This is a genomic window from Arthrobacter sp. 05N428_2 (genome assembly GCF_056397065.1).
On record NZ_JBFTMR010000003.1, the window covers coordinates 65,662 to 78,247 of the forward strand.

General features: G+C 61.0%; 12 protein-coding genes and 1 tRNA gene. 7 read left to right on the plus strand and 6 right to left on the minus strand.

Annotation, left to right across the window (positions count from 1 at the left end; translation table 11 throughout):
- Positions 1-131 precede the first annotated feature (131 nt).
- The 4 genes from AC1DGI_RS03665 to AC1DGI_RS03680 all read right to left on the minus strand — a co-directional run bounded on the left by AC1DGI_RS03665 (position 132) and on the right by AC1DGI_RS03680 (position 2,330).
- The gene (locus AC1DGI_RS03665; protein WP_476897812.1) at positions 132-404 is read right to left on the minus strand and encodes a hypothetical protein; all 273 of its coding nucleotides are present in this window, start codon (positions 402-404) and stop codon (positions 132-134) included.
- A 395-nt stretch (positions 405-799) separates the two neighbouring features.
- The gene (locus tag AC1DGI_RS03670; protein WP_476897813.1) at positions 800-1,057 is read right to left on the minus strand and encodes a hypothetical protein; all 258 of its coding nucleotides are present in this window, start codon (positions 1,055-1,057) and stop codon (positions 800-802) included.
- Positions 1,050-1,676 carry a recombinase family protein gene (locus AC1DGI_RS03675; RefSeq protein WP_476897951.1) on the minus strand — a complete coding sequence of 209 codons (627 nt, stop codon included), beginning with the start codon at positions 1,674-1,676 and terminating at the stop codon, positions 1,050-1,052. The genes AC1DGI_RS03670 and AC1DGI_RS03675 overlap by 8 nt, the downstream gene beginning before the upstream one ends.
- A 189-nt stretch (positions 1,677-1,865) precedes the next feature.
- Complete coding sequence (locus tag AC1DGI_RS03680; protein WP_476897814.1) at positions 1,866-2,330, minus strand: hypothetical protein; 465 nt, start codon at positions 2,328-2,330, stop codon at positions 1,866-1,868.
- A gap of 881 nt (positions 2,331-3,211) precedes the next feature.
- Here AC1DGI_RS03680 and AC1DGI_RS03685 point away from each other — a divergent pair.
- The 5 genes from AC1DGI_RS03685 to AC1DGI_RS03705 all read left to right on the plus strand — a co-directional run bounded on the left by AC1DGI_RS03685 (position 3,212) and on the right by AC1DGI_RS03705 (position 9,521).
- Entirely contained in the window at positions 3,212-4,366 is a 1,155-nt protein-coding gene (locus tag AC1DGI_RS03685) for a hypothetical protein (protein ID WP_476897815.1), read from the plus strand.
- 373 nt (positions 4,367-4,739) lie between these two features.
- Positions 4,740-6,314 (plus strand): phage/plasmid primase, P4 family, encoded by a 1,575-nt coding sequence (locus AC1DGI_RS03690; protein WP_476897816.1) that lies wholly within the window; start codon positions 4,740-4,742, stop codon positions 6,312-6,314.
- 168 nt (positions 6,315-6,482) lie between these two features.
- Positions 6,483-7,025: a hypothetical protein gene (locus AC1DGI_RS03695; RefSeq protein WP_476897817.1), complete on the plus strand. Its 543-nt coding sequence runs from the start codon at positions 6,483-6,485 to the stop codon at positions 7,023-7,025.
- Between the two features lie 182 nt (positions 7,026-7,207).
- A complete protein-coding gene (locus AC1DGI_RS03700; protein WP_476897818.1) occupies positions 7,208-7,978 on the plus strand; it encodes a hypothetical protein in 771 nt (256 codons plus the stop codon).
- A gap of 292 nt (positions 7,979-8,270) precedes the next feature.
- On the plus strand, positions 8,271-9,521 hold the full coding sequence (locus tag AC1DGI_RS03705) for a Shedu immune nuclease family protein (RefSeq protein ID WP_476897819.1): 1,251 nt from the start codon (positions 8,271-8,273) through the stop codon (positions 9,519-9,521).
- A 104-nt stretch (positions 9,522-9,625) separates the two neighbouring features.
- On the opposite strand, the gene AC1DGI_RS03710 is transcribed toward AC1DGI_RS03705, so the two are convergent.
- Together AC1DGI_RS03710 and AC1DGI_RS03715 are read right to left on the minus strand one after the other, a co-directional pair.
- Positions 9,626-10,747, minus strand: coding sequence for a tyrosine-type recombinase/integrase (locus AC1DGI_RS03710; protein WP_476897820.1), 1,122 nt, complete (start codon positions 10,745-10,747; stop codon positions 9,626-9,628).
- A gap of 119 nt (positions 10,748-10,866) precedes the next feature.
- Positions 10,867-10,949, minus strand: a tRNA-Leu gene (locus tag AC1DGI_RS03715).
- A gap of 410 nt (positions 10,950-11,359) precedes the next feature.
- Here AC1DGI_RS03715 and AC1DGI_RS03720 point away from each other — a divergent pair.
- Together AC1DGI_RS03720 and AC1DGI_RS03725 are read left to right on the plus strand one after the other, a co-directional pair.
- Positions 11,360-12,106 (plus strand): FhaA domain-containing protein, encoded by a 747-nt coding sequence (locus AC1DGI_RS03720; RefSeq protein WP_441399604.1) that lies wholly within the window; start codon positions 11,360-11,362, stop codon positions 12,104-12,106.
- Positions 12,103-12,585 carry an FHA domain-containing protein FhaB/FipA gene (locus tag AC1DGI_RS03725; protein ID WP_441399602.1) on the plus strand — a complete coding sequence of 161 codons (483 nt, stop codon included), beginning with the start codon at positions 12,103-12,105 and terminating at the stop codon, positions 12,583-12,585. Before AC1DGI_RS03720 ends, AC1DGI_RS03725 begins: the two co-directional genes overlap by 4 nt.
- Position 12,586: the final 1 nt, after the last annotated feature.

The window sequence follows — 12,586 nt, forward strand, 5'->3', positions numbered from 1 at the left end:
AAACCCAGCTCTTCGTGGCGCGCCGTCTGTCGAAAGTTCCTTCGACTCACGGCTCGACTGGGCCTTAGAAGTAAAAGCGTCGTCCCAAATTCGCGTCGAGGAGTGTGCCGGAAGGCCCGGGAGGCGCGCCCCTACGCCACGCGTCGGGAGGTCAGAAGCGCCACCAACTCGTCCTTCGCCTGTTCAGCGGTCGAGATCTTTACCGTCGACGATGGATTTCGGTAAGAGCGGGCCAAGATGTCGTTGTAGTCGGCCTCTGAGAATCTGAGCGTGCGCTTGTCTAGACGCCGGTGCGGCCAGATGCCTGAGTAGGCTTTTTCCCGAACAGATCGTTCGGAGATACCCAACCGTTCCGCTAACTGCCTTGGGGTGAGGACGGCATTGGTTCCGTCTATGGCCTTCATTTCAGTCCCGATCTCTACTCTCACCTGCGGGTTTGCAGGGCTTTCAGTTCTACCTATGCGGGAAGATCGCCGACGGCGCACTCAGGCTGGTGGAAGTTGGCATCAGTTGAAGATGGTTGAAGCTCGGAATCGCAGCCCCATTTCCAGCGCGCCCGTTGAACGAAGCTGGTCGCCTGGAGACAGGCCGGGCCGTGGAAGATCAGGCCTTCAGTCTTAGCGGCGCCTACGCAGTTCATCGCGCTCTGCCAAGAGGCGGTCACGCTCGGCGATGAGGCCGTCCCGTCCCCCACGGCCTCGGCGCGAGTCTGCGTCTGAGCCAATGAAGGTCGCCAGCATCCACACATGGAACTGCGATCACACTCCTCGACGTGTTGTTAGTGCCGGGAGAATTTGCTTCACAGCGGCTGCATTGCCAACCAAGCATCGGGTGGCGTTTCCTCGACCCCTTGGACGATAAACGCCGTTTCCGGGCCGAGGATGTCCTCGATACCTTCCACGAGTTTGCTGAAATGCCAGTGTGAGATCGTCCGTCCCTGACCAGCTTCGACTACGAAGACGACGGTCCCGCTGGTCTGATCCTGATATTGCCAAACCTTGTTCCAGGCGAGCCGGCCCGCGATCTGTTTGATCGCGAACCCCTGTAGCTCAGTCATCGTTCGGCCTCTCCGTTACGCCGCGTTCCGCGTGGTCTCCATCCACAGACCGTGACCGCCTCATTTGCGCGCGTTCGACGGCGCGGTAGACGGTTCCTCTGGAAACCGAGAACAGCTCGGCGAGTTCGCTGACGGTATGCTCGCCGGCAGCGTGCAACGACACCAAATGTTCCTCCTGCTTTGGGCTGAGTTTCGGCTTCTTTCCTCGAAGCCTTCCTTTCGCCTTTGCCAACTGCATGCCCTCACGGGTTCGGGAGCGCAAGAGCGAATTTTCGAACTCGCTCACGAGGCCCAGGATGTTAATCAACAGGCCTGCGAGTGGATCAGTGGGATCATGGACTGTCGTCCCGAGTTGGAAAGTGACGCCGCAGGAAGTCAGCTCCTGCACGATGTTTCGGGCGTCGGGCAGTGACCGAGCAAGGCGGTCTAACTTCGTCACGACGAGGGTGTCGCCGCCGCGCACTGCTGCCAGGGCCTCCCGCAAACCCGGCCGGTCGCGGTTGGTTCCGGTCATGCCGTGGTCAGTGTAGATTCGCTCCGCCCCCAACACTCGGAGCTGCTCCCGTTGGGCGGAGAGGTCTTGCTGTGCCGTGCTGCACCGCGCATATCCGATCTTCATCATCTTCACCTTCGTGTTCGTTTAGCCCCCGGTCACCGGACGGTTCACCGGACGGGTCTTTCGGACGCCCTCCGGCGACCATCCGGTCCGCCCCGTCGGCGTTCCAGTGATCGATCCCCTTACGGACGCCTGCTACGGCCCCTTAGGCGTCCGGCACCCCATCTCTGGTTTCTTGCTCCGGGAAAACTGTTAGACCTGCGCGGCCAAGTTTTTCAACAGTTGCCCTCGCCATTTGGGGTCTGTGAGAAGGAATGCGTGTGCCACGAAGATCGCGTCCAGCGTCTTCGATTGAGACAGCGAGATATGCTCCAGCTCCTCGATATAGTCGACGAGCTGGCCTTTGGCAGCTTCCTCATCCTCACCCGGATAAACGGCGGCGCAGAACTGGGAGGTCCAGGTGGTGGCCGCCGCCCATGATTCGGCGCGGGCTGCGACATCACTGAAGACGTAGCCGCCGTCGCGCCAAGCCAGCAGAATGTTCTGGTGGTCAGCTACCCATCCGGCCGGATGGGCCAGATTGGTCAGTCGGAGGGCTAGGGCCCCGAGAAACAAAACGTCTTCAAGCATGTCTTCGATGACCCCGTACGGAGAACTGTCAATCCCCTCGGCCGCCCGGGCGATTGCTCCCGGATGATATTCGTACTGCTCGTACATGGTTTCTCCTCGACCTCGGCTGATCCCCTGCAACTCATGTGTGCGGACCGTTGAAGAAGTCTCGTCGCGCCAGGCGATGGAAACGAGGCATCCCTGCACCTCTTCTTCAGGCGCCGAAGGCGCCTGAAGAAGAGGTGCAGGGGTCGGAGTCCATGCAACAGGGCAGATACCGCTTCGTGTTGCCAGTTGGAACGGAGGTATTCCGTTGCGTACCCTGGCAACCGGCATCGACAACGCCTCGGAGGGCCACGAGCAGCCTCATCACTCCTTCCCCCTAGCCTTTTCGGGAAGGCCCGACCCGGCAGCTCAGCGGGCGATATTCCTCGGGGCAACTAAGTGCTGCGCGATTTCCATCTGCTGTCGTTCCAGATGAGCACCGACTAGGCCCTCAGCGAACGATCCCTTCGGGGGACGTCTGACTACAAGACGACGCCGGGGATCGGTGGCGCAGCCCGTCAACGCCGGCTACCCACGTCTTCCTCTGTCGGTAGACGAACAAAAGGACCATATTTCCCGTTATCCCGGGCCGGTTTTGCGGCTGGAGGTTGGGGTCTACGTTGTCTACTCCAATTGGAGTGTCACTTAAATTTTCAGTCCTGCCTCCGACAAGCAGACATGAACGCTGGGGGTAGACCTCGTAGACAGCGGCATGCCACAGCGGTGTTTGCCCGCGGCAGATCACGCATTTGGAACCGCAACCCGGAAGTAACTTGCCTGTACCAGAAGTAGGGGGAACACTCCCCATTCTCGGAGCTTCGCACTTCCGGGAATGCCGGACCACGCAAAGGAGCCCTCACCTCAAAAAATAGTGTCGGCTTTTTTGCGCGGGGCGCTCCTTCTGTAGGCGACAACAACTTTGGAACCGACAGAGAGGGACCCTCGTGGACCTCGCCGCCTGGCATCAGCAGTACGAAACAATCTATGGCGCTCATATCGCCGCCGGTTACTACCAGGACGCCCTTCTGGGCATCAGCGTCCCGGGCAACTGGGCGGGGGTCAAGATCCCGCTCCTCGACACCGCGACAATTGACCGGAAACTACTACAGCTGGACAGGGCCGGCAAGGACATATACTTCCGGGTCGTCCCGCTGAAGGCGGGCGTCTACGGTCCGGGCGAAAGGGCTGGCGCCGACCGCAACGACCTGATGCCGGCCGCGTGGGGCGACGGAGACACCCGGGACGGCGAGCACAAGCCGTTCCGCGGCGAGTTCAAAGGCTTCCCGCATCCCACCACCGACCAAGTACTGGACATGTACGACGAAGTCCTTCCTACTTCAATGGCCAACGGATCCGGAGGCGGCGTGCACCCCTACTGGCTCCACGCCACACCTCTCGAAAACGCCGCCGGGCACAACGCGTCCATGAACATCCTTAGGCGGATCGATTACGCCATGAAGCAGGCGGCCAAGGAACGCGGCTTCGGGATGGACACTGGCATCACCTCCGATCCCGCCCGCATCCTTCGGGTTGCCGGATCAATGAACTACAAGCGCGCGAACGAACCGCGCCCCGTCACGGTGCTGAGCATCAACCCGCGCGTCGTCTACACATTCGAGCAGTTGAACATGATCCTGCCGCACATTCCCAAGGCCGAACCGAAACGCACCGTCGCCACCTCACCCAAACGCACAGACCGGAAGCAGGTCAACTCCTGGTCGGAGCAGGTCCCCGTCTCCTTCCTTATGGAAGAGGTCTGGGGCATGAGCACCGCGGACGGCGACGCGGGCACGACCGAATACCGCCGGTGGGTCTACCCGCGCGAGGACGGCACCGCATCCGAGAGCGACAGGCACGCCAAGTCCTTCCTCTCCGAGCGCGGCGTCGAGTACGTGGTCGCCTACGGCGGCCGCATCCAGGACGAATGGGGCGTGAACGACTTCCGCACCGCGCTGACCTCCTGGGACCTGCTGCTGACCTGTCTGGGCGGAAACATGCCACTGGCCCGATTCCTTGCCAAGGAGTTCCCCGAGCCCTCCCAGGACCTCGTCGACAACCTGATCGCCGCAAACGAAGCCCGACACGGTATCGCGCGCTGACCTCGCACGGGGCGCTATGTAGGTCGCGAAAAATATTTCGCCGTTTTTGCGCGGCACCTCCCTTCTATACGTAGCACCAAGAATTACTCCACCTGACCCTCATGCCCCCAAGGCCAGCTTTGAAAGGCAACTCGCCATCGACGCCCCATCCCCTTCCCCACTGGAATACGTATCCCACCACTATGGGCACGACACCCTTCAACCCGAACAGCTCCGGGCACCCCTCCCGCCCGCGTACCAATCAACCACTGCGGCCACAGCAAATCCGGCGGCGTCCCTGCCAATCCCCGCCACCAGTGCAACCACCGAGCCGCCCGCGGCATCGTTCTACGGCAGGGTTCCCGACCTGTCCCGCATGGCGCACGCAGCCACGATGAACCTGACGGACATGGGTCTCGGTGCCCGACTGGCCATCCACTACAAGAATCGCATCGCGTTCTGCACGAGTGCCAAGGGCGGTTTTTGGGTGATCTGGACCGGTACGCACTGGACCCAGGACGTTGACGGCGTCGTGGTTGAGTCCCTTGCCCGCACTGTTATTGCCTCCGTCAGCACCGACGAAGCAGAGTATGCCAAGGACACCGACCCTGATGTGCTTGCAGCGCAGTCAGCCCTGGACCAGGCCAAGGCCTTGGGACAAGGACCCAAGGTGCTGCTGGGCCTCCAGGCCGCCCTCGAGGGCGCCGAGCAGAGGGCTGTCTACCATCGCAAACAGTTCGGCGAACGTTGCGAAAATGGAACGATCCACATCACCGCAGCGATTAAGGCTGCCCAAGTCCATCTGTCGGTGCCCGCTGAGAAATTTGACACCAACCCCGACCTCGTCAACTTCCGCAACGGCACCGTCGATGTCCGCAGCAAGGCCCGAAGCCCTCACGACCCGAGGCAGTACATCACCAAGGTGTGCGCCGTCGACTACGTGCCCGAGGCGTGGAACGCGGACCTTAACCAGATCCTGGCTACCCTGGCCAAATCCGACGCAGGGCTGCCCCTCTTCCTTAAAAGGTACCTCGGCAGCGCCACCACGGGACTGTGCACCTCCAAAGTGTTCTTGTATCTGAAGGGCGCGGCAGATGCCGGCAAGTCCACCCTGTTTCAGGCATTTGCCCATGCGCTCGGCGACGTGAACGGCGACGGCTACGGCCGCATCGTCTCCCCCTCCCTGTTCGCCCTCTCAAGCGACAGCGGCGAAAGCGCGCAACCCAAGCTGCACGACTTGATGGGGATCCTCTTCATCTTTGCGGATGAAGCCGAACGCGGGTTCATGAACCGCGAGACGGTCAACAAGATGAGCGCCGGTGGCCAAATGCAAACCCGGCAACTTCACGGCAAACCCGTCACGTGGAAGGCAAAATCCAAAATCGTGTTCGCTGGAAACGACTGGATGGGCATCCCCGACAACGACCCCGGCATCGCCCGGCGCCTCATCGCCTGCGAACTCACTCACAAACTCACCCCCGAGGAATTGGACGTGAACCTCCAGGACCGCATCGTCACCCGGGAGGCGCTGGAAGCCATCATGGCCTGGGCCATCGACGGCGCCCACGACTGGATCCTCGACGGCGCCGACCGCACCGCCCTGCGCCCCACCCCTGCCATGGAGTTGGCCTCCGCCCGATACCTCACCACCGCCGACCCCCTCGAAGCCTGGTGGGACGCCTACATCATCGAAGTCGAGGAAGGAAGCGACGAGGCAGAGGACTACGTCCCCCTGACCACCGCACAGTTTCACGCCCACTACGCCAGGTACTGCCGGGACCACGGCACCAAAGTCAAAGTCGACGAACGGAAATTCGCCGCACGCCTCACCGCCCGGGGATTCCCCGCCAAGCCAAACGCCGGAAAGTTCAGCCGCGGTGGCGCCAAACTCAACACCGGGAAGTTCCGCCAGGGCATCCGCCACATCGGCGCCACCACCGCCATCGCCGTCGACCTCACCAACTTCTAGTCCCGGTCGTGCCCTCCTTCGCTCTCCAAGCACCATCTGCCGCGCCCGCCGTGCAGATGGTGCCTGGGCGATGACCCTGACTCGCAAACGACCGCCGTCATCGGCCGGGCCGCATAGGGACATCAGAAACACAAACCGATTGATCCAACCACGAACCCTGGAGTATCCATGACCACCGCCCCAACCAACGCCGAGCCCATGAAGGTAAGCCTCTGGCTCGAAAACCCGGAATTCCTCGAGCTCATCCCGTGCGACCACACGGAAGCGAACACCGATGTTGTTGAAGATGTCCTCTTGAGCGCCGGCATCCCGACGTACCGCGATGACATCGACTACCTGTCCACGCACCCCGGGATGACCACGGCCGTCCGGCGCGCGCTCGAACGGGCAGGCCTCGAGACCACCTACGAAGACAACACCGTCTTCCTGTACAGCGTCGCCATTCACTACAAGGAGTCCGGTTCCTGGTGCACCACTGTCAGGGTGGATGCACACGACCCCGCGGAGGCCCGCGAGAGGGCTTTGTTCGCCTTCTGCCACAAGAAAACGCAGCCCGGTGCTCGCCCGATGACCAAAGAGTTTCGCCTCGACGAATACACCACAGGCGCGGTAACCAATGAAACCGAATTCGAAAACCATGTCGTCACTAACCTCTGCAACGAAGGATGCCGCATTTGCATCATCCGCGACGGACGAGACGGGACGGGATAAGTCGTCCAAGGAATGCGCGGGATCCGCCAACTCGTCAGGCAGCCACTTTCGGCGTCACCCGACAGGTTTGACTGCGCTAGAGACGTGGCCTCCTTCGTCCTTGCCCCAACCTGACGGGACATGAGAGTAGTCCAAGGCGTGTCGTGATTCGCGGCCAACGTAGCGCGGGGCAATCTTGAGTCATGACCACAGTGAACACACCGGGCGATAGCGAAGACAAAATTCTGACGGATCTGCGGGCTCTGATTCAAAATTCTCCGACGGCGGCAGCCAAGCCGATAGGTGACTGGAGTAGAGCTGACCAGGCAGAAGTCCGAGCCATTGAGATCGCTTGGGGGTGGCTGATGAGAGTGCTCCGCACTACTGAGGCAATCAGGGTTCTGGAGACCTTGGGCTATGCAGTGGAGTGCGCTCCGATGCGTCGCTCAGTAGTCGAGCACGTAATTCGGCTCCATTGGGCCACGACGATAGATGCAGGTGTGTTCGTCGAAGCGGCCCTCAACCACCGCAATTGGAGCTTGGGCAAGGTGACGCGCGCCGGCGAGTCAGGGACGCCACTTCCTGAGGGGGCAGCCGAGCTAATAGAAGCTCTCCGATCTGAGACGGATACTGAATACGAAAAGATCTCCTTTATGGACCTCACGTCCCTCATGGAAGCCATCCCGAACTACGAGGTCCTTTTTAAGATCTGGCTGACTGAGACCCAAGAATCCCACGCAACGATGACCAGCTCTTCGGCATACGTCGACTTCGATCACGACGAACCCTCCTTGCACCTTCACATGGAACCTGAGTCACGGAATCGGTTCGATGCTTTGCTTCCCAGCTTGGTTCTGTTGGCCACGGAGTCATATGCACGGCTGGCAAACCTTGAAGACCAGTTGAATGAAAGGTTGGGGGAAATCCGGGAAAGGGTCACCCTGCTGGGAAGACCAAAGGCCACGACGTCGTAGAGATGGGTGACCCTCAGGGTTAGGGTCTGCGGTGTTCGCACTACGTCACCCCGCTCATTCAGATCGGCTGGCGGCGGAGCGCTAGTCCGGAAACTACCGATGCCAGGAACGCACTTCCCGGTTCTCGCACCACTGACGGTGGTTAAGTGAGAGCCCAGACGAGGCGACCGTCCAGCCGGTGACGTAGCGTCCGCGCCTCTACAAGTGGCGGCCAATCTGCCATCGGGGTGCAATCCTCTCCCGAGCGCGCCGGATAGACATGATCGGGCGCTCCGGATGATAGGAAGGTCCCATGAAGATCGGATGGCAGGAGCTCTTGGCTCTATCTCAAGAGGACGAGAGTCTGACGGACATCGACTACTTCGAACGACGCTTGCCGGCTCGGACTTACATCTCGAAGTCATTCAAGCTGGGGCTTCAACAGTCCAGCGATTTCAATCAGCCGACACGTCATGTGTGGAAAGTCTTCGACCAACTACCGGAGGAAACGTATGCAGGGCCCGACGCCGAAAAACAGGAATGGACTGTGAGGGAGTCTGCAGGCGGACGAGTTCAGATCCTCATGCAAGTCACTCGGGAAACTGGGTCCGTCCGTGAGATCGCGTTCCAGAAAGCTGTGACCAGAGCGAACGGGGAGCGAAGGTTGTCCGATTTTCTCACCCTGAACCGTCAGGAGTCCGCGCGCTTGGTGGAACTCTTCCACGGTATCGAATCTGTTGACCCGACTGAAGACCAAACTGAGTGGATTGACGCCACAACGCTAGGTGCTCTGGCGAAAGACAAGACGGCTCTGGCCGAACTATATAAGTTGAACCCCGACGTCATTCGATCCCTCATTGCATCAGACTCGAGTGCTGAAGACTTGCTTGGCCTGGCGTACAGACGGGAACAACTCGACATCTTCCGAGAAATGCTCAGCGAGGAAGACTCCTATGACGAGCTCGCATGGCAGAGATTCTTCGAGGCAAACCCTTGGCTTCTCGGGGTTTCTCTTACTGCCCAAGTGCTTGCTTCTTGGGACTCAAGCCGTCTCGAGCAGGTTGTCGTCGGACATTCGGTTTCGGGCTCGGGCAAGCGCAACGACGCATTGATGAGGACGGCAGGGGTCGTCCAGTCCTTTGTATTGGTCGAAATAAAGAAACCGACTACAGACCTACTCGAGCCGAGACCATATAGAGCCGGCTGCTGGGCACCCTCGCGAGAGCTTGCCGGTGGTGTGACCCAGATCCAGCAAACATCTCATCTAGCTGCTCAAGACATCGGCACGAAGCTTGAGAGCCAAGACCAGGAGGGATACCCCACCGGCGACTACACCTACATGTTGCAGCCCAAATCTTTCTTGGTCGCGGGAAACCTAAAAAGCCTCCGGAACGACGAGGGACGCGTGCACGACGACAAGTTTCGTTCGTTCGAAATATTCCGTAGAAACCTGGTCGAGCCCACCATTCTGACCTTTGACGAAGTGCTGGCGAGAGCGGAGTGGCAGCTGGAATTTGCCGAGCGGGCCCAACCGGACCGTCTAGGCGAAACAACCGGGCAGTAGCCACGACAGGAAGCCTTGCCACCTGAGCGGGCCGGTAGCGAGGGAAACGGCACGCAAACCGACTAAGGGCAGATGTCGGCCAGTAATTTGTGTCGGCGCCCCAGTCAACCAAAGGCCTTCTCCATCGCAAGGGCCGTATCGGCGTGCGCCTGCGGGAGGAGGTGCGAGTAGCGATCGACCGTGGTGGTGATGCTTTTATGGCCCAAATGCCGCTGCAATTTGTAGAGATCCAAGCCTGCCTGGAGTAGCCACGATGCGTTTGAATGGCGGAGGTCATGAATCCGCGGGCGTTTCGGAAGGCCGGCGTCCTGTGCCTTGGTGACCGCGCGGTCCCATACGTGCCATGCAGCGCGATGGTCGATGCAGTCACCCCTCGTGTTAAGGAAAACGTGGTTTCCGCTCCTCTTCGAGGCGGCAAGGAGAGGCTCGATCTGTTTGAATATCGTGGCATTAACAACCACGGTGCGCCTGGATTCCTGGGTCTTAGGCCTTCCCAGAACCGCGACCTTGCCCTTGTTGCGGGTCCACGCACGGTTGACCCGGAAACTTGTGGTCCCGAACTGATCAGTTGTGAAGTCCCTGGCGAAAAGAGCAGTCGCTTCTGAGAAGCGAAGTCCCGTGTGAGCCAAAAACAAAAAGAGCTGCAGGTACGGCGCCCTAAGAAATGTGCTCAACATGACCCACTCGTCCATCGTCAGGAACGTGGCGATCTCTTCAGTATGGTCGTCCTTCGGCAAGGCGATGCCCCTACACGGGTTGTCCTCTCGCTTCTTCTGACGAACCATGGTGTTGAAGGCCGCCGCGATCAATCCATGAACATTGGCGATTGTCTTCGCAGCCAGATTCTTCGCCTGCATCGACTGGATCCACTCGACGATTTCGCCATAACCAGCTTTCACCGCGTCCAACTGCCCTAGGCCGTCTCTGATGTGGTTCCTGACGTACCCCTCGTAGCGCTCGATCGTGTACCCGTTTGCCGTCGTAAGCAGCCCTAGATGGTCCGCGATCATTTGTTCAACGGTGTAGACGCTGCCATAGGCCTGCCTTGCACTCTGCAGCGCAGCATCCGTATCAGACTTATGCGCGTTGAGAACGTTCACCAAAAACTGGGCGTCGTTCTTGCCCGCGAAGATTTGGGACATGCGTTTGCCGCTGCGCGCGTCGATCCAGATCGCGTAGTAGGCAGTTTTTCCGTTTTTCCGCTGACGCGGTTCCAAGTAGGCCACGCTCTCACTATGCGGACCGATTGATGGCGGGCGTCGCATTTTGCTTCGTCGCGTGGGTGAAAGCACCGGCGACGTGGGTCGTTAACGAAAAAACCCCCGGATAACCGGGGGTTTTACCGTGCGCGAGGGGGGATTTGAACCCCCACGCCCTTTCGGACACTGGCACCTGAAGCCAGCGCGTCTGCCGTTCCGCCACTCGCGCGCAACTTCTTTCACCTGACTGGGGCCCGATTTCCGGTCCGCCAACCTCGTAAAAGCAGCGAGATCAAGCATAACGGACAACTGCGGGAAAACACCAATCGAGGACTTGAGGGCCCCGGAGAGCCCACGGCCGGGCACCCGTGCGGCGCTCCTTGACGTCAGTGCCCGGCCTTTACTGCGCCCCGTTGGAGGTACCCGCTGCGGGCCCGCGTCCGCAGGGTGTCCGCGCAGGTCAGAGCTGCTCGGGGACATTTTTCCCGGCCCGGGCGGCGGGTCTCATTAAGGCCATTCCCAGCCTTGCCCAGTAGTATCGGGTTTAGGAGTGCCCTGCTGCGGCGGACTCCCGCGAATGCTGGAAACCGAGTTCCCGAACAAGTGCTGCCCCGCAGCCGTAAGGAAAGGAGAAGGACCATGGGCTTGCTGGACAAAGTCGAGCGCAGTATCGAAAAGGCCGTCCGCGGAGTCTTCTCCACCGGTTCCCGCGCCCAGGTTGAGCCGGTCGAGATCGCCAGCCATCTCCGCCGTGAAGTGGACAACAAGGCCCTCACGATCGCCGCGGGACGGACCTTGGCGCCCAACGTCTTCGATGTCCTCCTTAGCGGCGGCGATTTCGAGCGGGCCCAGGAATGGGGCACACCGCTCGCGGAGGAGCTGTGCGACGTCGTCATCAACCACGTCCGCAGTCAGGGCTACACCCTCCAAGGACCGGTGCGCATCAGCTTCCGCCGCGACGAAGACCGCCGTGCCGGCGATTTCGAAATCAAGTCCCGGACCGAGAAGGCGGGCGGCGCCCCGGCGCAGCAGCCGGGAAACCGGGCTGCCATGCCGGCAGCCCCCACCCGCCAGCCCAGCCGGCTCCAGCCGGTCCTGGACATTGACGGCCAGCGTTATTCGCTCAACGCACCCTCGGTTGTGTTGGGCCGCTCCTCCGAAGCGGACATCCTGATCGACGACACGGGGGTGTCCCGCCGCCACCTGGAAATCCGGAGCGACCAGGGCACTGCCCAGGCCATAGATCTGGGTTCGACGAACGGAAGCTACGTGAACGGCCATAAGGTTGTGGGCAGTACGGAACTCACCGACGGCGCCACAATCACGATGGGACGAACCAAAATTGTCTTCCGCCTACTGCCCGCCAACCCCGGCGGCCGCCCGTGAGTGAACTGACCATCACCGCCCTGCGCTTCGGTTTCCTGATCCTGCTCTGGGTTCTCATCTTCAGCATTGTCTCGGCGATGCGGCGCGACCTGATGATCGGCCGCAAGGCTGCCGCCGGGGCACCCACCGCTCGCCAGGTGCGCCGGAACCCCGGGCTGGCCGAGCCGGCCCCGGCCCCCGTCAAGCAGCAGGCCCGCCAACTCGTTGTCACCGAGGGTCCGCTGCGGGGCACCACTCTTCCGCTGGCCGCCAGCCCCATCCTGCTCGGCCGGGCACAGGAAGCCACCCTGGTCCTGGAGGACGACTACGCCTCGGGCCGGCACGCACGCCTGTTCCCGCAGGGCAGCCGCTGGTTCATCGAAGACCTCGGTTCCACCAACGGCACGTACCTGGCCGATCAGCAGTTGACCCGGGCCCTACCGGTGGAACTGGGAGTCCCCGTGAGAATCGGCAAGACGGTCATTGAATTGAGGCCGTAGC